The sequence below is a fragment of the Fuscibacter oryzae genome (genome assembly GCF_016765795.1).
Lineage (GTDB): Bacteria > Pseudomonadota > Alphaproteobacteria > Rhodobacterales > Rhodobacteraceae > Fuscibacter > Fuscibacter oryzae.
In genome coordinates this window covers 16,317-40,397 of the sequence record NZ_JAESVP010000001.1, presented here as the reverse complement: position 1 = coordinate 40,397, position 24,081 = coordinate 16,317, and the positions used below count along the sequence as shown (strand labels likewise).

General features: G+C 63.6%; 27 protein-coding genes. 14 read left to right on the top strand and 13 right to left on the bottom strand.

Going from position 1 to position 24,081, the window contains the following annotated elements:
• Positions 1 to 56 precede the first annotated feature (56 nt).
• From JI744_RS00210 to JI744_RS00170, 9 genes are read right to left on the bottom strand one after another with little or no spacing between them, the layout of a single operon-like run.
• Entirely contained in the window at positions 57 to 413 is a 357-nt protein-coding gene (locus tag JI744_RS00210) for a hypothetical protein (RefSeq protein WP_202657056.1), read from the bottom strand.
• A gap of 31 nt (positions 414 to 444) precedes the next feature.
• Positions 445 to 1,488: an endonuclease/exonuclease/phosphatase family protein gene (locus JI744_RS00205; RefSeq protein WP_202657055.1), complete on the bottom strand. Its 1,044-nt coding sequence runs from the start codon at positions 1,486 to 1,488 to the stop codon at positions 445 to 447.
• Positions 1,485 to 2,189: a molecular chaperone DjiA gene (locus tag JI744_RS00200; protein ID WP_202657054.1), complete on the bottom strand. Its 705-nt coding sequence runs from the start codon at positions 2,187 to 2,189 to the stop codon at positions 1,485 to 1,487. Before JI744_RS00200 ends, JI744_RS00205 begins: the two co-directional genes overlap by 4 nt.
• Positions 2,190 to 2,221: 32 nt before the next feature.
• Positions 2,222 to 2,698: a GNAT family N-acetyltransferase gene (locus tag JI744_RS00195; protein ID WP_202657053.1), complete on the bottom strand. Its 477-nt coding sequence runs from the start codon at positions 2,696 to 2,698 to the stop codon at positions 2,222 to 2,224.
• Positions 2,695 to 3,309: a VOC family protein gene (locus tag JI744_RS00190; protein WP_202657051.1), complete on the bottom strand. Its 615-nt coding sequence runs from the start codon at positions 3,307 to 3,309 to the stop codon at positions 2,695 to 2,697. Before JI744_RS00190 ends, JI744_RS00195 begins: the two co-directional genes overlap by 4 nt.
• Entirely contained in the window at positions 3,309 to 4,844 is a 1,536-nt protein-coding gene (locus JI744_RS00185; RefSeq protein WP_202657050.1) for a Ppx/GppA family phosphatase, read from the bottom strand. Before JI744_RS00185 ends, JI744_RS00190 begins: the two co-directional genes overlap by 1 nt.
• Before the next feature lie 11 nt (positions 4,845 to 4,855).
• On the bottom strand, positions 4,856 to 7,018 hold the full coding sequence (locus JI744_RS00180; RefSeq protein ID WP_202657049.1) for an RNA degradosome polyphosphate kinase: 2,163 nt from the start codon (positions 7,016 to 7,018) through the stop codon (positions 4,856 to 4,858).
• Positions 7,019 to 7,075: 57 nt separating this feature from the next.
• On the bottom strand, positions 7,076 to 7,744 hold the full coding sequence (locus JI744_RS00175; RefSeq protein ID WP_202658217.1) for a P-loop NTPase family protein: 669 nt from the start codon (positions 7,742 to 7,744) through the stop codon (positions 7,076 to 7,078).
• Positions 7,745 to 7,755: 11 nt separating this feature from the next.
• Complete coding sequence (locus JI744_RS00170; protein ID WP_202657048.1) at positions 7,756 to 8,841, bottom strand: AI-2E family transporter; 1,086 nt, start codon at positions 8,839 to 8,841, stop codon at positions 7,756 to 7,758.
• A gap of 96 nt (positions 8,842 to 8,937) precedes the next feature.
• On the opposite strand from JI744_RS00170, the gene JI744_RS00165 reads away from it, so the two are divergent.
• From JI744_RS00165 to proS, 4 genes are all read left to right on the top strand, one after another.
• Complete coding sequence (locus tag JI744_RS00165; RefSeq protein ID WP_202657047.1) at positions 8,938 to 9,282, top strand: ArsR/SmtB family transcription factor; 345 nt, start codon at positions 8,938 to 8,940, stop codon at positions 9,280 to 9,282.
• A 7-nt stretch (positions 9,283 to 9,289) separates the two neighbouring features.
• A complete protein-coding gene (locus tag JI744_RS00160) occupies positions 9,290 to 9,781 on the top strand; it encodes an arsenate reductase ArsC (RefSeq protein ID WP_202657045.1) in 492 nt (163 codons plus the stop codon).
• Positions 9,778 to 10,431, top strand: a complete 654-nt coding sequence (locus JI744_RS00155) for an aquaporin (protein ID WP_202657044.1) — start codon at positions 9,778 to 9,780, stop codon at positions 10,429 to 10,431. Before JI744_RS00160 ends, JI744_RS00155 begins: the two co-directional genes overlap by 4 nt.
• Positions 10,432 to 10,500: 69 nt before the next feature.
• Positions 10,501 to 11,838: a proline--tRNA ligase gene (proS, locus tag JI744_RS00150; protein WP_202657043.1), complete on the top strand. Its 1,338-nt coding sequence runs from the start codon at positions 10,501 to 10,503 to the stop codon at positions 11,836 to 11,838.
• Positions 11,839 to 12,000: 162 nt separating this feature from the next.
• Here proS and JI744_RS00145 read toward each other — a convergent pair whose 3' ends face one another.
• Positions 12,001 to 12,891, bottom strand: coding sequence for a DUF4166 domain-containing protein (locus JI744_RS00145; protein WP_202657042.1), 891 nt, complete (start codon positions 12,889 to 12,891; stop codon positions 12,001 to 12,003).
• Here JI744_RS00145 and JI744_RS00140 point away from each other — a divergent pair.
• Entirely contained in the window at positions 12,885 to 13,427 is a 543-nt protein-coding gene (locus JI744_RS00140) for a DUF2937 family protein (RefSeq protein ID WP_236019181.1), read from the top strand. The two genes, JI744_RS00145 and JI744_RS00140, sit on opposite strands and share 7 nt — an antisense overlap.
• Before the next feature lie 2 nt (positions 13,428 to 13,429).
• Here the strand turns inward: JI744_RS00140 and JI744_RS00135 are convergent, their stop codons facing one another.
• Positions 13,430 to 13,891 carry a hypothetical protein gene (locus JI744_RS00135; protein ID WP_202657041.1) on the bottom strand — a complete coding sequence of 154 codons (462 nt, stop codon included), beginning with the start codon at positions 13,889 to 13,891 and terminating at the stop codon, positions 13,430 to 13,432.
• A gap of 180 nt (positions 13,892 to 14,071) precedes the next feature.
• Between JI744_RS00135 and JI744_RS00130 the strand changes: the two genes are divergently transcribed.
• The 6 genes from JI744_RS00130 (at position 14,072) to JI744_RS00105 (ending at position 19,030) form a co-directional block, all read left to right on the top strand.
• Positions 14,072 to 15,319, top strand: coding sequence for a lipoprotein-releasing ABC transporter permease subunit (locus JI744_RS00130; protein ID WP_202658215.1), 1,248 nt, complete (start codon positions 14,072 to 14,074; stop codon positions 15,317 to 15,319).
• The gene (locus JI744_RS00125) at positions 15,312 to 15,989 is read left to right on the top strand and encodes an ABC transporter ATP-binding protein (protein ID WP_202657040.1); all 678 of its coding nucleotides are present in this window, start codon (positions 15,312 to 15,314) and stop codon (positions 15,987 to 15,989) included. The genes JI744_RS00130 and JI744_RS00125 overlap by 8 nt, the downstream gene beginning before the upstream one ends.
• Entirely contained in the window at positions 15,989 to 16,402 is a 414-nt protein-coding gene (locus JI744_RS00120) for a c-type cytochrome (protein ID WP_236019179.1), read from the top strand. The genes JI744_RS00125 and JI744_RS00120 overlap by 1 nt, the downstream gene beginning before the upstream one ends.
• A gap of 90 nt (positions 16,403 to 16,492) precedes the next feature.
• Positions 16,493 to 17,383: a bestrophin family protein gene (locus JI744_RS00115; RefSeq protein ID WP_202657039.1), complete on the top strand. Its 891-nt coding sequence runs from the start codon at positions 16,493 to 16,495 to the stop codon at positions 17,381 to 17,383.
• Positions 17,384 to 17,441: 58 nt separating this feature from the next.
• Positions 17,442 to 18,179, top strand: coding sequence for an SDR family oxidoreductase (locus tag JI744_RS00110; RefSeq protein ID WP_202657038.1), 738 nt, complete (start codon positions 17,442 to 17,444; stop codon positions 18,177 to 18,179).
• Between the two features lie 11 nt (positions 18,180 to 18,190).
• Positions 18,191 to 19,030 carry a fumarylacetoacetate hydrolase family protein gene (locus JI744_RS00105; protein ID WP_202657037.1) on the top strand — a complete coding sequence of 280 codons (840 nt, stop codon included), beginning with the start codon at positions 18,191 to 18,193 and terminating at the stop codon, positions 19,028 to 19,030.
• A 219-nt stretch (positions 19,031 to 19,249) separates the two neighbouring features.
• Here the strand turns inward: JI744_RS00105 and exaC are convergent, their stop codons facing one another.
• Together exaC and JI744_RS00095 are read right to left on the bottom strand one after the other, a co-directional pair.
• Entirely contained in the window at positions 19,250 to 20,767 is a 1,518-nt protein-coding gene (gene exaC, locus JI744_RS00100) for an acetaldehyde dehydrogenase ExaC (protein ID WP_202657036.1), read from the bottom strand.
• A 133-nt stretch (positions 20,768 to 20,900) separates the two neighbouring features.
• Complete coding sequence (locus JI744_RS00095; protein ID WP_202657035.1) at positions 20,901 to 21,848, bottom strand: GAF domain-containing protein; 948 nt, start codon at positions 21,846 to 21,848, stop codon at positions 20,901 to 20,903.
• 172 nt (positions 21,849 to 22,020) lie between these two features.
• Here JI744_RS00095 and JI744_RS00090 point away from each other — a divergent pair, with 172 nt between their 5' ends.
• The 3 genes from JI744_RS00090 (at position 22,021) to JI744_RS00080 (ending at position 24,058) form a co-directional block, all read left to right on the top strand.
• Entirely contained in the window at positions 22,021 to 22,395 is a 375-nt protein-coding gene (locus JI744_RS00090; protein WP_202657034.1) for a winged helix-turn-helix domain-containing protein, read from the top strand.
• Between the two features lie 57 nt (positions 22,396 to 22,452).
• The gene (gene modA, locus JI744_RS00085; RefSeq protein WP_202657033.1) at positions 22,453 to 23,211 is read left to right on the top strand and encodes a molybdate ABC transporter substrate-binding protein; all 759 of its coding nucleotides are present in this window, start codon (positions 22,453 to 22,455) and stop codon (positions 23,209 to 23,211) included.
• A gap of 238 nt (positions 23,212 to 23,449) precedes the next feature.
• Positions 23,450 to 24,058: a hypothetical protein gene (locus JI744_RS00080; protein WP_202657032.1), complete on the top strand. Its 609-nt coding sequence runs from the start codon at positions 23,450 to 23,452 to the stop codon at positions 24,056 to 24,058.
• The last annotated feature ends 23 nt before the right edge of the window (positions 24,059 to 24,081 follow it).

Here is a 24,081-nt window from a genome sequence, read left to right as displayed (position 1 = left end):
TCCGGCCCGGAGCCTTCAAGGCTTCGATGCGATTTCTTGAAAGAAATTGCTTGGCACTAAAGTTCGATCTCGGGCGGCGCCACGGGTGCCGCCTTTTCCTTTTCCAACTCCTCGGGCGTCTTGCGGCGGATGAGGATGTCACCGTTCGGCAGCTTTTCCGGCATGTGATAGTTGCGCACGTCATCGACCATGGCGATCAACTGGTCGATCTGGGGTTTCAACTCGGCCAGTTTTGGCCCGATCTCTTCCAGCGCGCCCTGCATATCGGTCAACGCGGGTTCCATTTCCGACATCAGGCCGCGCAAAAACAGGCGCGCGCCCTGTTCCATCAGGCTGGGGCCTTCGTCCTTTGGCGCGTCCTGCGCGGCAAGGGGTGTGGCGGCAAGGGTCAATGCAAGGATGAAATATCTCATGCCGCGAGTATGCGGCAGGGGGTGGGGCGACTCAAAGCGGAATGTCGATCGTCACCGGAAAGTGGTCAGATGCTGCCAGCAGCGCCTCTCGCAGTTCCGGCACGGCCATGACGCCGGGGTCATTGAACGGGTGCCAGATGCGCCAGTCGGGCGATTTCGCCGCGAGGTCCGGCGAGACCATGATGAAATCCAACAGCGCCTCGAAATAGCGTTTCTTCGGAGCCAGCCAGAACCGCGCCGTGGTGGGCGACAGGCCGATGCGGCTGGTCAGCGCCATATCGGCATGCGGGTCATACATCCGCATGTCGGGCGTGCAGTGCAGGCCAAGCGCCACTTCGACGCCCGAATGACCGAAAAGCCGCTCGTATTCATCCAGACCCGGGCCATCGTTGAAGTCACCCATCACGAGGATGGTTTCCCCTGTCGCCAGATGCCCGTCGATCCGGCGACGCAGCCAGACACATTCGGCCAGTTGCTTGCGGCGGTTTTCAATGGAAATCCGTTTGAATTCGGCGGGTGACACCACACCATGCGGGGCCTTGGATTTGGCATGAACTCCGATCAGTCGAAAGCCATGGTTGCCAAAGGAGACGGCTAGTTCCAGCGGCGGCTTGGAAAACCGGATCAGCTCATCAGTACCGTCATTGTCCAGATCTGCGCGCAGGCCGGTATCAAATCTTGGCGCACCGGGGGCACCCGCGCTTGTCGAGGGTTCGCCTTGCGGATCGTGGTGCAGGGTCAGCCGGTCCGGGTCATAGAGAAAGGCAATCTCCTGCTCGGTTTCCGATGCAAAGCCGATCACTGCCTTGCGCGCCCGCAACCCGTATTTCACGGCGAAATTCTGCAACGCGACTACGGTGGAGCGTTTCGATCCCTGATCGGGGGCCTCGATCACCATCACGCCATCGGCATCCAGCGCATTGAACACGATGCCAAGTGCGGTCAGTTGGTCGGCGCGTGTCACCTGATAGCGCGCCGAAAGGGTGGCATCCTCCAAGAGATGTCCGCGATCATCGAACAGGGCGTTGAACCATTCGACGTTGTAACTGGCCAGCCGGAGGGGGCGATCTGTCATGCCGCCAGCCTTACGCGAATCTCGTCCCAGGCTTCGTTTATGGCGATCAGGCGGCGTTCAGCCATCTTGGCGGCCTCTGGTGGGACACCCCGCGCAATCATCGCATCGGGGTGGTTTTCCTTGACCGCGGCGCGCCAGGCGGCGCGGGCCGCTTCTAGCGATACCGGCGGCGTCAGGCCCAGAAGGTCATAGGGGTCGCGCCGCCCGCCTTCAACCAGCCGGGCGCGGATGGACAGATAGCAACGCTGATCCAGCCCGAAAATTTCGGCGACATGGGCCAGAAAGGTGTCTTCATTCTCATGCAGGATGTCATCGGCCAATGCGATGTGAAACAGCCCTTCGATCAGGTCGATGAACAGGGCTCGGTTTTCGGCCTGCGGGCGGTCGCTGAACATATTGGCGATCTTGCGGGCGTAAATGTCGAACCCGGCCACATCCTGCCGGGCAAGGTTGAAGACGCGGGCGGCGTTGGCTTCTTCCTCGGGGGCGATGGTGAAGACACGGCGAAAGGCGGTCACCTCGTCCTTGGTCACCTGACCGTCGGCCTTGGCCATTTTCGCCCCCAGTGCGATGACGGCAATGGTAAACCCGACCGAGCGTTCCGGGTCGGCCCGCCCGCGCAACAGATCAAACACCTGCTCCAGCGGTTGGCCGTGGGCAAGGGCGGAAAGAGCTTCGGCGATGCGGGTCCAGATCGACATGACCGGCACAATAGCGACCCCTTGCGCCCGTGTCAGGAGAGGATTTTCTGCATCAGCACAAGGTGAAGACGCTGGCCCCATTTTTGGCCCACCTCGGGCATCCGGCCCACCTCGGCATAGCCAAGGGCGCTGTGAAAGGCCAATCCGGCGGCATTGCCGCCCGAAATTCCGGCAACCATCACATGGATGCCTGCCGCGTGGGCGTGATCTTCCAGCGCAGCCATCAGGGCGCGGCCAAGGCCCTTGCCCTTGGCGGCATCGGTCAGGTGGACCGAATGTTCCATCGTCTGCGCATAGCCGGGGCCGCTGCGAAAGGGGCCATAGGTCGCATGGCCCAGAATCGTGCCATCAGCCTCGGCCACCCACCATGGCGCGCCTTGGGCGATGCGGGTGGCGATGTCATCGGCCGATTTCTCGACCGTGGTAAAGGTTTGGGTCGTCTCGCGGATCACACGGTTCCAGATCTCGGCGATGGCCGGGGCATCTTGGGGCAGGGCAGGGCGGATCATTCCAGAACCCGGATGCCTGCCGCTGTCTGAAACGTGGCGCGCATTGCCTTGGCCGGGCCATCGACGATCACCACGCGCGGGTCGGTGAACAGGGGCGCAAGGGCGGCGCGCAGGGCGGCGGCTTCGGGGTGGGCAATCTCGAACCGGGTCAGGCGCACGCCCGTATCTGGCAGGGCGCGGGCGGGGTGCAATGTGCCAAACCATTGTATCAGCGCGGGAAAGCAACTGTCATAGGGCAGCTTGCCATCGGCGGGCACCGCCATTTGCCAGCGGTAATCGCCGCGTTCCAGTGCCACCGGCACGCCACAGCCGGCAGGGGCTGCGGCCAGTGCGCCCGCCAGATCATCGGTGCGGGCGATCCAGTTGGTCAGGCGCGGGCGGCCGGTAAAGTTATCCAGATCGAACCAGCGCGGCCATTGCGGGGCAGGGGCATCCGGGTCGGCGGCAATCACCTCCAGATACAAATCGCCAAGACCCAGCAGGCGGTTGTGGGTGGACATGTAGGGGTGCTTGCCGCCACCTGCCAGCGCCACGCCAAGGGCGGCCTCAACCGCTTCGACACCTTCCTTCAGCGTGGTGGCCGATACGGCCAGATGGTCGAAGGTCAGCATCAGGCGGCAATCTCTGATACTTTGGTGGTGGCCTTCAAGGCCAGCGCCAGCGAGGCAAAGCGCGCAGCCGCCACCTCTCCGAACAGGCCAAGGCCATCGGGCGTCAATTGCAGTTCCAGCACCTTTTTCTTGGGCTGCCAGTTCAGCCGCCCGGCGCGGGCCGGATCGCCGACCGAAAACATCGCGCCGAACCGCATGGCCTTGCCCAGAACCTCTGCCGCCATCAGATCTTCTTCGCCCAGCAGGGTGAACAGCCGTTCCATCCGGCTGCCAGAGCGGCTGTTTTTGTACCGGTGCAGCAGCGACAGGCCCAGGAACACCCGGCCCGGATGATCCAGCCCGCCCAGATTGGCGCGGGTGGCGTTGTCAAAACAGGCCTCAGCCCGGTAATCGGGGTGCGCGCGCCAGGTGGTGTCATGCAGCAGGCAGGCGGCCTTGATCAGGCGCAGGCGGTCATCGGGCACGCCTTTGAACAGGGGCTCCAGAAACTCGAACAGCTTTTTGCCGAAACCGGGCATCCGGGCCTGCAACTGTTCGGCCATGCGGGCCGCCTCGATCAGCGGATCGCGCTGGCGCAGGCGGTCTGGCATCTGTTCGAACAACAGCCCTTCGCGGATGCCATAGGCCGACACGTCGATTTCCGACGGTTTCAGCATCTTGATCAGCTCGCGCAGCACCTCGCAGGCCAAGGGCACCAGTTCCATCCGTTCGGGTGACACCCCGGTGCGGGCGCGCAGCAGCGCAAGGTCGGACGAGGCGATCCAGTCCAGCGTGTCCAGCAGGCCCTGCGGCGTCATGCGGTATTCGTGCAGCACCGTCAGCGGGTAGTTCCGCCGCTCCATATCCAGCCGGGCGATGACGCGCCACGACCCGCCCACCAGATAGATGCGTTCCCCTTCTGACCGCATCTCGGCCTGCGCATCTTTCAGCACGCGGTCGATGTGGACCGCGCGCTTTTTCTGCGTATCGGCGGCCTGTTGCAGGCGGAACGGGCCCAGCGGGGTGGACACGCGCTTGCCTACCTTGCCATCGCCGATCCGCGCCAGCTCCATCGAGTTGCCGCCGATGTCGCAGACGATCCCCTTGGCATCGGGCCAGCCCAGCAGCACGCCTTGGGCCGAAAGTCGCGCCTCCTCTCCCCCGTCGATCACCCACAGTTTCAGGCCGGTTTCGCGCACCACCTGCAACTGAAACTCTGGGCCATCCTCGGCCTCTCGTGTGGCGGCGGTGGCGACGACGGTCATGCTTTGCACTTCCATCCCCTTGGCCAGCAACGAAAACCGTTTCAGCGCGGACAGCGCGCGCTTGCGCCCCTCGGGGTTCAGGCGGCCGGTTTCTGCAAGCCCCTTGCCCAGACCGCACATGATTTTTTCGTTGTAAAAATAGGCCGGGCTGCGGGCCGCACCATCAAACACCACCATCCGGACCGAGTTCGACCCCACATCCACCACCCCCACACGGCTGAGCGCGCGGGTTGACGGATCATCGAACAGGGGTTTGCCAAAGGGGCCATGGTCGTCGTCGGTCTCGCTCATGGTTTGTCCTTTCAGGCGATGCGGGGAACGTCTTTGGCGCCAGCCGTACCACGGCCGGACAGCGAAGGGTTCTCCATAAAGAAGCGGTGGCAGTTGAAACGGTTGATGTCAGGGTCGGCCAGATTGCGGTGGAACGTGCCATCCGCCGCCATGATCCAGCTTTGCGCGGTATCGGCGAGGTTTGCCGCCATGATCTGGCTGACAATCTGCGAGCGTACGGTTTCGTTGTGAATCTCGACCAAGGTTTCCACCCGGCGCGACAGGTTTCTGTCCATCCAGTCGGCGGAAGAGATGAAGACACGGGCAGATTTGCCCGGCAGGTCGCCGCCATTGCCGAAACACATGATCCGGCTGTGTTCCAGAAAGCGCCCGACGATGGATTTGACGCGGATGTTTTCCGACAGGCCCGCCACACCGGGGCGGATGCCGCAGATGCCACGGATGACAAGGTTGATCTTCACCCCGGCCTGAGATGCCGCGTAAAGCGCGTCGATCACCTCGCCTTCGATCAGGCTATTCATCTTGGCCCAGATCGCGGCGGGGCGACCCGCGCGGGCATGGTCCGCCTCTGCCGCGATCAGCGACAGAAGACGCGGTTTCAGCCCAATCGGCGAAATCGCCAGGTTTTCAAGACCCTGCGGCTGCACATAGCCCGACAGATAGTTGAAAACCTTGGTCGCATCGCGCCCCAAAGCCGGATCACAGGTGAACAGGCTGACATCAGTATAGATGCGCGCGGTAATGGGGTGATAGTTGCCGGTGCCATAGTGGGTATAGGTCACCAGATTTTCGCCCTCTCGGCGGACGACGGTGGAAATCTTGGCATGGGTTTTCTGATTCATGAACCCATACACGACATGCGCACCCGCGCGTTCCAGCCGGCGCGACTGGCGGATATTGGCAGCCTCGTCGAACCGCGCCTTCAGTTCCACCAGCGCGGTAACAGACTTGCCCGATTCCGCCGCCTCGCACAGGGCAGAGACCACCGGGCTGTCCCAACTGGTGCGGTAAAGTGTCTGTTTGATCGCCAGAACATTCGGGTCGCGCGCCGCCTGTTCCAGAAAGCGGATCACCATGTCGAAGGTTTCGTACGGGTGATGCAGCAGCATGTCCTTTTGCCGGATCGCGGCGAACATGTCGCCGTCATGGTCCTGCACCCGTTCGGGAATGCGCGGGGTGAAGGGGGGCCACAAAAGGTCGGGGCGTGACGAGAGGACCAGTTCTTTCAGGTCTGCCACGCCCAGAAGGCCCCGCACTTCGACCACCTCATCGCCGGTGACGGCCAGTTCCTCCATGATCAGCGCGCGCAATTCGGCCGGGGCGCCGGCCGACATTTTCATGCGGATCACCTCGCCCCGGCGGCGGCGTTTCAGCGCAACCTCGAATTCGCGCACCAGATCCTCGGCCTCGTCCTCCACCTCCAGATCGCTGTCGCGCAGCACGCGGAATGTGCAATGGCCCCGGTCGGTATAGCCGGGGAACAGCATATCCAGATGCAGCAGCAGCAGTTCTTCCAGGGGCAGAAAGCGGTCTTCGCCCTCGCGCCCCGGCAGGGGGATAAAGCGGGCAATCTGCTGCGGAATCGGCAGCAGCGCCTTCAGCGTGCGGTGGTCGCGGGTGCGTTCCAGTTCCAGCGCCAGCGAGAAGCCGGTGTTCGGGATGAACGGGAAAGGGTGCGCCGGGTCGATGGCAAGCGGTGAAAGAACCGGAAAAACCTTGGCCAGAAAGTGATCTTCCAGAAATTTCAGATCGCGTGCCGTCAGCTTGGACCGTGAGGCGATGATGATACCCTCCGCCTCCATCGCGCGTTTCAACTTTTTATAGACGATCTGCTGCATTTTCATCAGCTTGCGGGCATCGGCATGTATCAGGCGCAACTGATCGGCGGGGGTGCGGCCATCTTCTGACGGCGTGGTGTTGCCGGTTTTGACCAGTTCGCGCAGGCCCGCCACGCGGACGGTATAGAATTCATCAAGGTTGGTTGCCGAAATCGACAGGAACCGCAGCCGTTCCAGCAGCGGCACCGCCGGGTTTGCCGCCTCTTCCAGCACGCGCCAGTTGAAGGCCAGCCACGACAGTTCGCGGTTGAAGAACCGGCGCGGGCCGTGGGTTTCGGCCTCGGGCAAGGTGACCGGCGCGGGGAACGGAGCTTTGAGGAAATCGGTGTTGATCATGGTGCGGCTGATACCGGCGGCCTTTGGCGAATATGTGACGGTTGCGGGGACAGTGTTTCACTCACGCCCGGCACTGTCCAGAATCTCGGCGGCAAGTTGGCGTGTGACACCTCGTCCCTCTGCCAGTGCCAGCCGGTCCAGCTGCGCCACCAGATTGCGCGCGGCGGCGATGGAGCGTTCCATCCGGGCAACCAGATAGGGGATCAGGTTGGGTGGCACCGAAATCTGGCGGTCGGCGAACAGCTTGACCAGAACGGCGGCCAGCAGGGCATCATCGGGCGGGGCCAGCCGGGCGATGGCGGTGGCTTGCATCCGCGACAGCAGGTCGGGGAGGTGCAGGTTCCAGTCGCGCGGGGCCGTGCGGGCGGTGATCAGCAGGCGACCAGAGGGCTGTGCGGCGGACAGGATCAGGTTGTGCAGGTGAAACAGCGCCTCTTCCGCCGCCCGGTTGCCGCCGATCAGTTCGGCATCCTCTACCGCGACACGCGGCCCAAGGCTGCGCAGGTCCAGCCCCGGCAGGTCGTGCGAGGCGACGATGCGCCCACCATTCAGCGCCCAAATATGGGCCAGATGGGTCTTGCCCGCGCCCTCTGGCCCCACCAGCAGCAATTTGCCACCCGGCCATGCTGCATCATCGCCAATCATCGCCAGCGCCCCGGCATTGGCGGGCGACGGGAAAAACCCCGCGCGGTCATAGCTTTCGCCATGTCCCAGATCGAAGGCCATCTGTCGTGGGCTCACGCCGCATCCTCGTTGGCGGGTCCATCTGCGGGATGGGTGCCGCGATACAGGATGCTGTCCTTATAACGCCCAAGGCCAAAGCGGATCAGCACCCCCAGGCTGGCCGCGACCGGCACCGCCACCAGCATGCCGACAAAACCGAACAAGGTGCCAAAGGCTGACAAAGCGAACAGCAGCCAGACCGGATGCAGTCCGACCGAATGGCCGACCAGCTTGGGCGTCAGCACGTTGCCTTCCAGAAACTGGCCCACACCAAAAATGCCCGCGACAATGCCGATGGAAACCCAGTCGCCCCAGAACTGGAACAGCGCCAGACCAATCGCCAGCGCCCCGCCGACGATGGCCCCGATATAGGGGATGAAGGTGATCATTCCGGCAATCGCCCCGACCACCAACCCGAACTGCAACCCCGCCAGCATCAGCGCGACCGAGTAATACAGCCCCAGCACCAGACACACCGACAACTGGCCCCGAATGAACGAGGACAGCACGCCGTCGATCTCGCGCGCAAGGCGCCGCACCACGGGCGCATGATCGCGCGGCAGCATGCTGTCGACACGCTCGACCATGTGGTCCCAGTCCAGCAGCAGATAAAAGGCCACCACCGGCACCACCAGAATGAACACCGCCGCCGAAATCACCCCCATGATCGAGGCGATCAGCCCCTCGGCCAGTGCGCCGCCCTTGGACTGGATGGTGGTGGCAATCTTGGCCAGCGTTTCGCGAATGGCAGAGGTGTCGTCATTCAGGCTGGGGAATTTCTCGGTCAGCAGGGTTTGCAGCTTGCGGGCAATTTCTGGCGCGGCGTTGACCAGTGCGATCAACTGGTTGATCAGCGTGGGAATGACCGCCAGCACCAAAAGTCCCATCAGCAGCACCGCCACCAGCGTGATGACCGAGGTGGCTGCCGTCCGGCCAAGGCCAGCCCGTTCCAGCCGGTCGGCGACTGGGTCGAGGAAATAGGCCATCGCCCCGCCCACCACGAAGGGCAGCATCACATCGCCCAACAGCCACAGTGTGACGAGGAACACCACGGCGGCGATGCCCCAGTATCGAACCTGTTCGCGGACGGTAAGGGACAAGGGCGCTCTCCTCGCGGCTGGGTTCTGATTTGGCAAGCGGGGCGGCGGTGGTCAAGGTAGATTGCTGTATATCAATATATCGAGTATTCTCGATTTATGGATAAAAGAATCGCCCTTGCCGCGCTGTCGGCCCTTGGTCAGGAAGCCCGGCTGGATGTTTTCCGCCTGTTGGTGCGCACCGGTCAGGGGGGGCTTTGCGCCGGGGAAATCGCCGAGGCGCTGGGCCAGCGGCAGAACAGCCTGTCCAGCAATCTGGCCATTCTGGCGCAGGCCGGAATGGTGCGGGCGCAGCGCGAAGGCCGCTCGATCCGCTATTTCGCCGACATGGAGGGCATGGGCCGCCTGTTGGGGTTCCTGATGGAGGATTGCTGCGGCGGTCAGCCAGATCTTTGCCGCCCGTTGATCGACGGGCTGGCCCTAGCCAACTGCACCACCTGCTGAGGATTTCATGCCCTACAACGTCCTGTTTCTTTGCACGGGCAATTCTGCCCGGTCGATCCTTGCCGAAGGCATCCTGAACGCCGAGGGTGCAGGCCGGTTCAACGCCTATTCAGCCGGATCGTGGCCCAAGGGCGAACCCCATCCCGTTGCCTTGCAGGTGCTGGCGGGAAACGGCCATGACATCGGCTTTGCCCGCTCGAAAAGCTGGGATGAATTTGCCGCGCCCGAGGCACCCAAGATGGATTTTGTCTTTACCGTCTGCGATTCCGCCGCGGCCGAGGAATGCCCCTACTGGCCCGGCCAGCCGATGACCGCCCATTGGGGCCTGCCCGATCCGGCCGCGGTGACGGGCAGCGACATCGACATACATCTGGCCTTTGCCGATACCTACCGCGCGCTGCGCAACCGGATACTGCTGTTCACCAGCCTGCCGATTGCCACGCTGGATGCCATGTCGCTGAAGCAGCATCTGGATCAGATCGGTCAGGCCGGGGCATGACCGCCCGCGCCTTGGTGGCCGAAGGTTTCGGCAGTTGTCTGCTGGTGGCAACCGTGGTCGGATCGGGGCTGATGGCAACCGCGATGACCGGGGATCAGGCGCTGGCGCTCTTGGCAAATGCGCTGGCGACGGGGGCGGTTCTGATCGTACTGATCAGCCTGCTGGCGCCGGTGTCGGGCGCGCATCTGAACCCGGCGGTAACGCTGGTGTTCGCGCTGCGGCGGGCAATCCGCCCCGGTCTGGCGCTGGGCTATGTGGCGGCGCAGATCATGGGGGCGGTTGCCGGAACCCTGTTGGCGCATGCGATGTTCGGCCTGCCGCTGGTGCAGATTGGCGAAACCGTGCGCACGGGCGGGGCGCAATGGCTGGCCGAGGGGGTGGCAAGTTTCGGCCTGATCGCCGTCATTCTGGGTGGCCTGCACCGTGCCGACCTGCCGCGACTGGTGGCGCTGTATATCGTTGGGGCCTATTGGTTCACCGCCTCGACCAGCTTTGCCAACCCGGCGGTGACGATTGCGCGCAGCCTGACCAACAGCTTTGCCGGTATCCGCCCGCAGGACGTGCCGGGCTTTGCGCTGGCCCAAGTGGCGGGAGCCCTGCTGGCGGCGGGCTTTGCGGGCTGGCTTTTCCGGGGCAATCCGCGCGACTGATCCCGGCCCCGCTTGCCTGCGCGCCGCCTAGGGGCTAGGAACGGCCAACCCGGTCTGATGAGGTTTCCGATGCGTCTGTCCCGCTATTTTCTGCCCGTCCTGAAGGAAAACCCCGCCGAGGCGCAGATCGTCTCGCACCGCTACATGCTGCGGGCGGGGATGATCAAGCAGCAGGCGGCGGGTATTTATTCCTGGCTGCCCTTGGGCTACCGCGTGCTGAAGCGGATCGAGCAGATCGTGCATGAAGAACAGGTGCGCGCCGGGCATATTCCGCTGCTGATGCCCACGCTGCAACCGGCTGACCTGTGGCGAGAGTCGGGCCGTTATGACGATTACGGTCAGGAAATGCTGCGCATCAAGGACCGGCAAGACCGCGAGATGCTGTATGGCCCGACGAACGAGGAGATGATCACCGACATCTTCCGCAGCCATGTGAACAGCTACAAAGATCTGCCGATGACGCTGTATCACATCCAGTGGAAGTTCCGCGATGAGATGCGCCCCCGGTTCGGCGTGATGCGGGGCCGCGAGTTCCTGATGAAGGACGGCTATAACTTTGATGTGGACCGCGAGTCGGCGCTGCACGCCTATAACCGCCACATGGTCAGCTATCTGCGCACCTATGAACGGATGGGCCTGACCGCGATTCCGATGCGCGCCGATTCCGGCCCGATTGGCGGCGATGACACGCATGAGTTTCTGGTTCTGGCCAGCACGGGCGAGTCGGAGGTGTTCTTCGACAGCGCCGTGACCGAGCTGAAGCTGGGCAACCGCGACGTTGATTATGACAACCGCGAACAGGTGGCAGCGGTCTGCAAAGAGTTCACCACCCTTTACGCCCGCACCGATGAAACCCACGATGCCGCCCTGTTCGACGCCATCCCCGAAGAGCGCCGCAAGGTCGCCCGCGGGATTGAGGTGGGCCAGATCTTCTATTTCGGCACCAAATATTCCGAAGCCATGGGCGCCACGGTTGTCACCAAAGAGGGCAACAAGGTTCCGGTCGAAATGGGCAGCCACGGTATCGGCGTTTCCCGCCTGCTGGGCGCGATCATCGAAGCCAGCCATGACGACAAGGGCATCATCTGGCCCGAAGGGGTGACCCCATTCCCGGTGGGGATCGTGAACCTGAAACAGGGTGACGGGGCCGCCGATGCCGCCTGTGCCGGTCTGGAAAAAGCGCTGCTGGCCAAGGGGCTGGAGCCGCTTTACGACGACCGCGACGAACGCGCAGGCGCGAAATTCGCCACGATGGACCTGATCGGCCTGCCCTGGCGCATCACGGTCGGCCCGCGCGGGTTGGCCAATGGCGTGGTGGAGCTGACCAGCCGGCGGACCGGGGAGTCCGAAGAGATGTCGCCCGAGGCGGCAGTGGACCGCATCGCGCAGATTTACGCAGGCGTCTGACCCTGTTTCCCCTCAGATTTCACGCGTGAAATCTGAGGTAAGGTATTGAAGTAAATAGGGTTGGCGTGACTTACTAAGGTTTCGCCAGCCCTTTTGTTTTTGGGGCTGCGTGTGAATCATGCCGTCTACTCCAAACATTGCCGCAGAGTAGGGTGTGTGATTTCACGCACCACCTTGCGACTCCAGCCAGCCTTCATAGGTCACCACCGGGCCGATCAGCGGCAAGGTGATTTCCACATGAAAGCGGAATGTGCCATCAGTCTCTTCCTCCCACGCGTCGCCACCGGGCAGCTGGGCGCGGGGCAGGGGCAAGCCGAACAGTGACCACCTGCGAGGGATAATGTTCAGCCGCCTTTCCCGCAGTTGCAGGGCAAGGCCAAAGGCAAACGGGCCGAAGCGTTCAACGACAAGGTGGCGCATCGCGCCGCGTCCGGCCTCTTGGGTAGAGCGCATGCGGGACGTGCCGAAAACGCGGCTCCAGCTTTCGCGGCCGGTCTCGTCGGTGGTGAATGTCACGGTGACAGGCTGCACCCCTGCGGCGGGAAAGCCGAACAGGCGGGCGACAAGGGCGGCGATGCGCCCCTTGCCGCGCGTGACCTGCGCCTGACCTTGCCATATGGCGCGCGCACCGGGTTGGTGCAGGCGTCGCAGCGTTTCGGGCAGATGGGCGAAGGCGGGGCCAAGGGTGGTGGGATAAAGCGCATCGGGCGCGTCGTCGCGCCAGCCGGTGGTGATGGTGCGGCGGGCGAAGGCCGCTTCGTAATCGGCAAGGGTCAGGGCGCCAAGGGCGGCGCGAGCACCGGGGGCGGGGGGCTGACCGTTCAGCCAGTGGCGGATGATCCGCTCCACCGTCATCGAGGGGATAAGGGGGCCGTCATCACCTTCGGCCAGCAGATGCCAGCTGCGGGTGACGGGGCGGTTATCGGCGGTGCCAGTCGCCTCGATGAACATGCCACCCCGGTGTTCGCCCGTCGGGCGCATGTTCAACAGCCAATGCGCCAGCGGGGCCAGAGGGGCAAGCGACGGCAGTTGCAGGGCGGCAGTGTTTGACAATCCGGCTGGCCGGGGTCAGCCTTGTGCCAAAGGCGGGGTGCGCGATGATCCGGGTTCTGGCGGTGGTGGGCGGCGTGGCGGGAGCGGCGGGATTGTCGCAGTTTCCCGAGTTTTCGCAGCAATATCTGCAACGACTGGCTGGGCAGGTGGATGCCTTGCGGCTGGTGGTAGTGGGGTTTGACGCGACGGCGGCAGCGAATGGGTTAAGCCGCGAGGCGGCGCTGGCGCAGATCACGGGCACGGCCTTTCTGGACGATCAGCGTGCCGATGTGGCGCAGACCTTTGCCCGCTATGACCGGCTGTCGGCCAATCTGGCGGCGCTGCGCGAGGCGACGCCGCTGGCCCGCCTGACCATGCCGCAGCGTCTGGCCGACCCGCAGACCCTTGCCGCCACCTGGGATGATTTTCGCCCGGCCATGCCGGTGACGATGGATGGCGCCTTATGCGCCGTGGCAGGCTATCTGGGCGGCTGGCTGGGAACGGGCGGCATTCTGGGCCTGCTGCTGATGCCCTTCCGGCGGCGCGGCGTGGCTTGAGGTCAGGCCTTGCGAAACGCCAGATAAAGAAAATAGTTGCCAGATTGCCCGCGTCGGCCGCCCCCACCGCCGGTGGCGTTGCGAAAGGTGGCGGGCGGGTGGTTGAAGCCAGAAAACGCCTCGGGCCGGATATTGGCGCGCTGTTCTTTGCCGCTGAAATGCGCCTCGATCGCATGTTCCATGGCGCGGGTGTACCGTTCGCTAGAGGAGCCATAAAGCAGATACATATGCGTCACGCCCCAGGCGATCTTGCGGGCATCAATCCGGCTTTTCAGCGCCTCGAAATAGTCGATCCCGCTGGCCACGCCGATGTAGAAATCGCTGACGCCAGAATTGCTGTTGCAGATCGTCGCGATCGACCGGAACACGCTGGGCAGGGTTTGATGCAGATGCCCCGAGAAATATTCGTTGGTGATCCAGATGCCATCGGGCGCGGCAGAACTGCGGTGCAGGTCCATTTTCATCGCATAGGCCCCTGTCTGATGGTTCTGCCCAACTTGGACAGGATGACCAAGGCGTGATCGCGCGTCAATCGGGGCAGGGCTTGCTTGCCTTGACCTTTCGCCCCCCCCGCATCACTGTGCGCGGCAAAACGAAAGAGCAGAACCTTGGCCAGCACCCGCCCCTTTTCGCGCTTTGAATTCATGATTGCCTGGCGCTATTTGCGCGCCCGGAGGGCCGAAGGCGGGGTATCGGTGATGACCTGGATCAGCGTGATCGGCATCACGTTGGCGGTTTTTGCGCTGATTGCCACCATGGCGGTGCGCGCGGGGTTCCGGTCGGAATTCGTCAACACCATTCTGGGGGCCAATGCCCATGTGACGGTGTATTCATCGGGTCAGATGGACGCGCAGGGCCAGATGAGCCGCGGCTTTGCCGATTATGACGCGGTGGCCGCACAACTGGCCGCCGTGCCGGGGGTGACGCGGGCCGCGCCCGTGGTGCGCGGGCAGGTGATGATTTCGGCCAACGGGCAAAACTCGGGCGCAGAAATCTTTGGCATGAAGCCCGAGGATGTGGCGACCATTCCCAGCATTGCGGGCGGTGGTGATGACATGGGCGATTTGGCGCAGTTTCCGAACGGCATCGCCTTGGGCGCGGGCATTGCGCGCGATCTGAACGTGGGTGTGGGCGACAAGGTGCGGCTGATTTCGGCAGATGGGGTCAAGACCGCGTTTGGCACGTCCCCCCGCGTCAACGCCTATACCGTGACCTATGTCTTCACCACCGGCAGCCCCGACATCGACCGCACCCGCGCTTATCTGCCCTTTGCCGAGGCGCAGGCCTATTTCAACGCCGAAGGCCGGGCCGATGAATTTGAGGTCATGGTCGAAGACCCCGAAAACGTAGAAAAATATGGCGATACCCTGCTGGCTGCGGGCGGCCAGAACGCGATGGTCTGGACGTGGAAGGATGGCGCGGGCAATTACCTGCGCGCCCTGACGGTGGAAGACAACATGATGTTCATCCTGATGTCGATTCTGGTGCTGATCGCCTCGATGAACATCATTTCAGGGCTTGTGATGCTGGTGAAAAACAAGGGCCGTGACATCGGCATCTTGCGCACAATGGGGCTGACAGAGGGCGCCATTCTGCGGGTGTTCTTTCTGTGCGGGGCGGTCACCGGGCTGGCGGGTACGATCATGGGGATCGTGCTGGGCTGCCTGTTCGCGCTGAACTTTACCGCGATTTTCGACTGGATCAACTGGGTTGCGGGCGGCGGGGTCTGGGACCCTTCGGTCCGGCCGATCTATCATTTAAGCGCCAAGTTGCAGTGGCATGATGTGATGTCGGCGGCGATCCTGTCGCTGATCCTGTCCTTTGCCGTCACGATCTTTCCGGCCCGCCGCGCGGCCCGCATGAACCCGGTGGAGGCGCTGCGCTATGAGTGAGTTTGCGCTGGAACTGGCCGGTCTGGAAAAGGTTTACAACCGGGGCAAGCCGTCAGAGGTGTCGGTGCTGCGCGGCGCCACGCTGGAGGTCAAGCGTGGCGAGGTGGTGGCGCTGGTCGCTCCCTCGGGTGCCGGGAAATCGACGCTGCTGCATATTGCCGGGCTGCTGGACACGCCCGACCACGGGTCGGTCGCCCTTGGCGGGCGGAACATGGTGGGCCTGTCGGACAAGGCGCGCACCGAGGCGCGGCGCGAGGAGGTGGGCTTTGTCTATCAGTTCCACCACCTGCTGCCGGAATTCACCGCGCTGGAAAATGTGATGATCCCGCAACTGGCCAATGGGGCTGGACAGGCCGAGGCCGAGGCGCGGGCGATGGACCTGTTGGGCCGCGTTGGCGTCGCCCCGCGTGCCACCCACCGGCCTGCGGCCCTTTCGGGGGGTGAACAGCAGCGGGTGGCTTTTTGCCGGGCGTTGGCCAATCAGCCGCGTCTTTTGCTGGCCGATGAGCCGACGGGCAACCTTGATCCGGCTACCTCTGATCAGGTGTTCGGGGCACTGATGGCGTTGGTGCGTGAAACGGGGCTTGCAGCTCTGATCGCCACCCATAACATGGAACTTGCCGCCCGGATGGACCGGGTGGTTCGGCTGGATCAGGGCAGGGTCGTGTGATGGCAAAGGTGATGCGGGGCGTGGTGGTTGCCGCTTTGGCAGGGCTGGTTTTGGCGGGATGTTTGCCCAAGGGCAAGGAAACCCCTGATCCGAAACAGGATTTCGCCGATTACTGCGCGGCCTGTCATGGCGTATCGGGCAAGGGTGACGGGGTTGCCGCTGCGGGGCTTAAAAAAAAGCCCGCCGATCTTACCGTTCTGTCAAAGACGAACCACGGGGCTTTCCCCACTACCCGCGTCATGGCTCAGATCTGGGGCTATGCCGGAGCAAAGGGACAGGGCGTGATGCCCGATTTCGCGCCGCTGATGGCGGGCGAGATGGTGCCCTACGATGGCGGCGACGGCATCATGACACCCACTCCGGTGCGGCTGGTGGCGCTGGCTGAATATTTGAAAACGCTGCAAGCCAACTGAGGCGGCGGCGTTTGGCTGCCGAAAGGCGGCGGAAACGGCCCGGCACCCATTCGCGCGCCGGGGCAGGATTGCCCGTATACAGAGGCGCCCATGATAGTTCGAGAAAAACCCACCGTTGCCGACCTGTTTACCGCGCTGCGCGGGTCGGTTCTGCCACAGATCTGGCGGGCGCTGCTGGCTTTGGTGCTGCTGACGGTGCTGTTGGTCCTTCTGGACCATTGGCTGAAGGTTCTGCCGCATCTGGAAGGCACGGCGGTGACGGTGTTCGGCATCGGGCTGTCGCTGTTTTTGGGCTTTCGCAACAACGCCGCCTATGACCGCTGGTGGGAGGCGAGGAAGCTGTGGGGCGGCCTTCTGGCCGATCTGCGCGCCTTTGCGCGCGAGGTCGAGGTGTTCGTGCCTGATGTGGCCTTGCGCCATGCAATGCTACGCCAGTCGCTGGGGTTTCTGCATGCCCACCGGATGAGCCTGCGCAAGATGACAGCCGATCCGGCGGCTCCGGCCGAAACGCAAGCCGTGCTGCATGACCCGCTGCCCGCCTGCGCCGCGATGGACCGGCTGAATGCGATGCTGGCCGAGGCTTATCGCGCAGGCACGGTTGACGGATACGGCGCACGCAGTCTGACGGCGCGTCTGGGCCAGATCAGCCTGCAACAGGCAGGATGCGAGCGGATTGCCAACAGCCCCTTGCCCTTCGTCTATTCACTGCTGATCTATCGGACAACCTATCTTTACTGCCTGCTGTTGCCCCTTGTTCTCGCGGGGCCTGCGGGGTGGATGACGCCGCTGATCGTGGGCATCGTGGCCTATGTGTTTCTTGGACTGGCCGAAGTGACCGAGGAATTGAGCCATCCCTTCGCGACTACGGCGAACGGATTACCGCTGAGTGCGATCTGCCGGGCGGCTGAAATCTCGCTGGCACCCCATCTGGGCGAGGTGCCGCCCGCCCCGTTGAAACCGGTGGATTATTACCTGAGCTGACCCGTGACACTGCGGTGGTTCGGGCGCTAACATCGCCGGGGCAGCATTGAGGGGCAAGATGGAACGGTTGCAGGGCAAGGTGGCGCTGATCACGGCGGCGGGGCAGGGCATCGGGCGGGCCACGGCCGAACGGATGGCGCGCGAAGGGGCGCGGGTGATTGCGACCGATGTGGCCCCCGCGCTGGTGGTCGAACTGGCCTTGGTGCCGGGGATCGAAGCGCATGTTCTGAACGTGCTGGACGGGGCGGCGATTGCCGCATTGGCCGAGCAGGTCGGGCCGGTTGACATTCTGTTCAACTGTGCCGGTGTGGTCCATGCCGGCACCGTGCTGCAGGCGACCGAGGCGGAATGGGATCTGGCGTTCGATCTGAACGTCAAGGCACAGTTCCGCATGATCCGCGCCGTTTTGCCGGGCATGCTGGCCAAGGGGGCGGGCTCGATCATCAACATGTCTTCGGTCGCGGGGCCAAAGAAGGGGCCGGTCAACCGGGCGGTCTATTCGGCGTCGAAGGCCGCCGTGGTGGGCCTGACCCGCGCGGTTGCCGCCGACCATGTGACCCAAGGTATCCGCTGCAACGCCATCTGCCCCGGCACGGTAGACAGCCCCAGCCTGCATGAGCGGCTGCGCGCGACCGGTGACTATGAGGGCGCGATGAAAGCCTTCATCGCCCGGCAGGCGATGGGGCGGCTGGGCCGGGTCGAAGAGATTGCGGCGCTGGTCTGCTATCTCGCCTCGGATGAGGCGGGCTTTACCACCGGCACCGAGCATGTGATTGACGGCGGCTGGACCACCTGAGGAGAAATGCGATGAAACTTGTCCGTTACGGTGCGCGCGGCGCGGAAAAGCCGGGGCTGATCGATGCTGCGGGGGCCTTGCGCGACCTGTCGGCCCATGTGCCCGATATTGCGGGCGCGGTGCTGGCCGATCTGGGGGCGCTGCAGGCGATTGACCCGGCCAGCCTGCCCTTGGTGGCGGGCAATCCCCGCCTTGGGGCCTGCGTCGGCGGGATCGGCAAGTTCATCTGCATCGGGCTGAACTATGCCGATCACGCCGCCGAAAGCGGCATGGCCGTGCCGCCGGAACCGGTGATCTTTGCCAAATACACCAGCGCCGTCTGCGGCCCGAATGACCCCATCCTGATACCGCGCGGCAGCGAAAAGACCGACTGGGAGGTGGAACTGGCCTTCGTCATCGGCAAGCCCGGCAAATACATTGCCGAGGCCGATGCGATGGATCATGTCGCGGGTTATTTCATCTGCAACGATGTCAGCGAGCGGGCCTTTCAGACCGAGCGCGCTGGCCAATGGTCCAAAGGCAAGTCGTCGGACAATTTCGGCCCCATCGGGCCGTGGCTGGTGACGGCGGATGAGGCGGGCGACCCCGGCGCGCTGCCGATGTGGCTGACGGTGAACGGCCAGACCATGCAGAACGGATCGACCGCGACGATGGTTTACAAGGTGCCGTTCCTTGTCAGCTATCTGTCGCAGTTCTTCACCCTGCATCCGGGCGATGTGATTTCGACCGGCACGCCCCCCGGTGTAGGCATGGGAATGAAACCGCCGCGGTATCTAAAGGCGGGCGATGTGGTGGAACTGGGCATCGAAGGTCTGGGCAGCCAGCGTCAGGTCTGCGAGGCCGATCGCTGAAACGATTGCGCGCGCCCTGAGAGGAGGCTCGGGGCGCGCGCGCGGTTGCGGTTCGAGGGAGGAGGTGCCCCCGTTCCGGCATCAAAGGCCGGGGGCGTTGCCCCCGGACCCCCAGGATATTTCTGCCAAGATGAAGGGAAAGCAGCCTTTCCCTGTTCCTCTTGGCAAAAATACTCTCGGGGGGTGCAGGGGGGCAGACAGCCCCCCTGCTTTGCCGGATCAGAAAAAGCCCAGCTTGTTGGGGTTATAGCTGACCAGCAGGTTCTTGGTTTCCTGATAATGGTCCAGCATCATCTTGTGGGTTTCGCGCCCGATGCCCGACTGTTTATAGCCGCCAAAGGCCGCGCCCGCCGGATAGGCGTGGTAGCAGTTGGTCCAGACGCGGCCCGCCTCGATCCCGCGACCGGCGCGGTAGGCCAGGTTCATGTCGCGGCTCCACACGCCAGCACCAAGGCCGAACACCGTGTCATTGGCGATCTCGATCGCTTCATCGGCGGTCTTGAAGGTGGTGACAGAGCAGACCGGCCCAAAGATTTCCTCTTGGAAAACCCGCATCTTGTTATGGCCTTCAAAGACGGTGGGCTGGATGTAGAAGCCTTTGGCAAGATCGCCATCGAAGCTTTGGGCGGAACCGCCGGTCAGCACCTTGGCGCCTTCGGCGCGGCCGATTTCCAGATAGCTGCTGATCTTGTCAAACTGCTGCTTGCTGGCTTGGGCGCCGATCATGGTGTTGGCGGCGCGCGGGTCGCCCGCGACAATCGCCTCCACCCGTTTCAGGGCGCGTTCCATGAAGCGGTCATAGATCGATTCCTGCACCAGCGCGCGCGACGGGCAGGTGCAGACCTCACCCTGGTTCAGTGCGAACAGGGCAAAGCCTTCCAGCGCCTTGTCGAAAAACTCGTCATCCTCGCGCATCACGTCTTCAAAGAAGATGTTCGGCGATTTGCCGCCCAGCTCCAGCGTGATGTTGGTCAGGTTGTCGGCGGCGGCCTTCATGATCGCTTTGCCAACCGGGGTCGAGCCGGTAAAGGCGATTTTGGCGATGCGGGGGGAGGCTGCCAGCGGTGCGCCCGCCTCAATCCCCGTGCCGTTGACGATGTTCAGCACACCGGGGGGCAGCAGGTCTTCGATGAACGACAAAAGATACAGGATCGAGGCCGGGGTCTGTTCGGCCGGTTTCAGCACGATGCAGTTGCCCGCGGCCAGCGCGGGGGCAACCTTCCACGCCGCCATCAGGATCGGGAAGTTCCACGGGATGATCTGGCCGACAACGCCCAGCGGTTCGTGGAAGTGATAGGCCACGGTGTCATTGTCGATCTGGCCAATGCTGCCTTCCTGCGCGCGGATGGCGCCCGCGAAGTAACGGAAATGGTCCACGGCCAGCGGAATGTCGGCGGCCAGCGTCTCACGCAGGGGTTTGCCGTTGTCCCAGGTTTCGGCGATGGCGATGGATTCGAGGTTGGTCTCGATCCGGTCGGCGATTTTCAGCAGGATGTTCGACCGTTCGGTGGCCGAGGTGGCACCCCATTTGCGGCGCGCGGCATGGGCGGCGTCCAGTGCCAGCTCGATATCGGCGGCGTCAGAACGCGGCACTTCGCAGATGACTTCGCCGGTGACGGGCGAGATGTTGGGCATATAGCGGCCCGAACGCGGGGCGACCCATTGGCCACCGATGTAATTGTCATAGCGTGTCTTGAACGGGGTGGCCTTCAGGCCGAATTGTTCGACTTTGGTCATGATCTCTCCTCCAAGCGCCGTCTCCCGCGGCGAATAGAAGGAGTGTGGGGGCGGTTTGGCCTTGCGTCAGCAGGGGCAGGCAAGGCCAGGGCATCGACCTGTCGCAGATCTGAGACAGGTCGGCGGCGGAAATTCAGCCGCGCCCCAGTTTGCGGTGCAGGGTTGCCCGGCTGATACCAAGGGCGCGGGCGGCGGCAGACACATTGCCCCCGGCGCGGGCCACGGCGCGGGTCAGCACGGCGCGTTCGCCATCTTCTGGCCGGTCATGGCTGGACAGGCCCAACAGGTCGGCGACGGGCAGGGGGCTGCGCATCAGATCGCCCGACAGGCCCAGATGGGCGCGGGCGGCGCGCGTGGCCCCCACCACCAGATCATCGGCATCCACCGCCAACAGCGCTGACCCCGCCCGGTCATGCCCCGGCACCAGAACCATGCGGGCATCGGGGTGGCGGGCGTGAAACAGGTCGCTCTCGATCTTGCGGGCAGCTTCCAGCACCGAATGGCTGATCAGGCCCGCGATCCCTTCGGACACGTCCTGGCGCGCGGTTGACACATCCAGCACCGCGACCAGACGCCCTTCGTCGTCATGCACGGGTGATGAGGCGCAGGTCAGCCCGATGTTAGTGGACAGAAAATGCTGGTCGCGGTGAATGATCACGGGGCGTCCCTCGGCCAGACAGGTGCCGATGCCATTGGTGCCAACGGCGGCCTCGGTCCACAGGGCACCGGTCCACAGGCCCGCATCGGAAAAGTCGCGGTTCTCGGCATCGCGGCCCAGCCGTTCAACCGGAACGCCATTGTCGGCGGCAAGGATGACGCAGGCCCCAAGGCCGCCCACCGCTTGAAACAGCCGCTCCAGCGCGGGGCGCGCCGCGCGCGACACCGGCTCCATCCGTTGGCACAGCGCGGTGAACTCGGCGGCTGTCAGCCGGTCGGGCCGGATTTGCCGCTGCGGGTCCAGCCCGTGCATCTGGGCAGAGCGCGCCCATGACGCCACGATGGCCGACCGCGCCGCCAGATTGGCGGCAAGGGCCGCCGACACATGCGCCACATGGGCGCTGGCCGTCGATTTTGGCGTCATCCCCTCCTCCTTACTGCCGCTTGCGGCAGCCAGTGTTCTCTGCCCCAGCCCGGCTGCCACGAGAAGTGCGACTTTGGTTTATATAGCGATATTTCCAGATGGAAATATCGCAAGCGCCGCGCCGTCTGACAAGACCCTTGCCAGCCGCCACGCAGGGCGGGATGATCGGCGGATGAGCGAACCCACCTCTCCCCGCCTGTTCCTGCGCATCCTGTTCGGGGATGCCGCCATGCTTGGCCCCGGCAAGGCGCAACTGTTGCAAGGCATCCGCGATACCGGATCAATCTCGGCCGCAGGGCGGGCGATGACGATGAGCTACAAGCGCGCATGGTCGCTGGTGGAAGAGATGAACGCCGCATTTGCCGAGCCGCTGGTGGCCAGCGCGCGCGGCGGGGCGGGTGGGGGAGGGGCCTCACTGACCCCGGCAGGCCAACGGGTCTTGCAGCTTTATCAATCTGTTACGGCCCGCGCGGCCCAGGCTGGGGCGGATGAGATTGCGCAGTTGCAGGCGATGCTGCGGGCGGGGGATATGTCTGACGGGAAATAGCGGTTGCCTTTCGGGGCGCGGCAGATATGTTTCGCCAAACATATCGAGGTGGTTCCCATGCGTTTCGCCCCCCTGCTTGCGGCTGCTTTGGCCGTCGCAACCCCCCAGTTTGCCGCCGCCGAAGAGGTGGTGGTTTTCGCGGCCGCTTCGCTGAAAAACGGGCTGGATGACTTTGCCGCCAAGTGGCAGGCCGAAACCGGCAATACTGTGACGATTTCCTATGGCGGCTCGAACCAACTGGCCAAGCAGATCATCGAGGGCGCGCCGGCCGATGTGTTCATCTCGGCCGCCGTCAACTGGATGGACAAGGTGGGCGAGGCCGGCCTGATCGCCGATGGCGCGCGGCAGGATCTGCTGGGCAACTCGCTGGTGCTGGTGGCCCATGGCAAGGATGCCAAGGCGGTAGATATTGCCAAGGGCTTCGACCTGAAATCCCTTCTGGGTGACGGCAAGCTGGCGATGGGCATGGTCGATTCCGTGCCCGCCGGGCAATATGGCAAGGCCTCGCTGGAAAGCCTTGGTGTCTGGTCGTCGGTTGAGGGCAGCGTGGCGCAATCCGAAAACGTCCGTGCAGCCCTTGCGCTGGTGTCGTCGGGCGAGGCCCCCTATGGCATCGTCTATGCGTCCGATGCTGTGGCCGATGAGAATGTCACCGTGGTCGGCACCTTCCCCGAAGACAGCCACAAACCGATCATCTACCCCGCCGCCTTGCTGACAGGTGGCAAGGATGCGGCGGACAAAGCGTTCTATGAGGCACTGTCCGGGGCTGAGGCGGATGCAGCGTTTGAGGCGCAGGGGTTTGTTGTGGGGAAGTGAGGGGGTAGCGAGGTGAGAGAAGGCCCCGCTGAGTGGGGCCTTTAGGCCGATTTTGCAGAGTTGGCCTGAAAAATCGATGGGTTTCTGCTGGAAACAGCCGCGTCCTCATGCGTTGCAGAACCAGATGCTTTTTGGCAGTGTGTTGGCAAAGCAAAGGGTCTGTCTTGCGGGCGCTGGAGCCAGTGATGGCCTTTGCGCCGGGGGCAAAACTCTTCTTTAGTTTCGACAGGGACAGAATGTGACAGCACCCGGCAGCGACGGCCTGACATTTGAGCGGAACGAGGTGTTTCGCCTATTCGGGCAATGTATCTTGCAATTACAGCACTACGAGATCTCGCTGAAATCGCTCATAGCGGCGCATCGCATCTCCATACCCGCCTCCGCCGTTTCAGAGGCTGATATCGAGAGGGCGCGCACCAACCGCGTAGCCCAAACCAACCATCATACGCTTGGGACGCTGATCGGCGAGATGACCGGTTCTTTCCTTGCATCCGACGTAGGGCAGGATGCGGTCGCCGCGTCTGAACGTCTTTCTGCCGTTGATATCAGAATGGGGATCACACTTCCCCCCGAAGATTTCGCCCAAACCACGGCCGATCTGCGCGACCTCGTCGTGCTACGAAATTTTCTTGTTCATCACTTCCTAGAACAGCATGATCTAGGCACGCTCAGTGGCTGCCTCACGGCGCAACGGGTTCTGATGGATTCCCTTGAGCGCGTCGGTCAGGCCCATTCCGATTTATGCAGTTGGGCCGAGGGAATGAGCCAAGCCCGTGAGGCCATGGCTCTCTATCTCCAAACGGGCGAATTCCAAGACTTGATCTTCAAACGTGCGTCCAAGACTTGAGAGATTAAGGCCCAGCCCCCCCC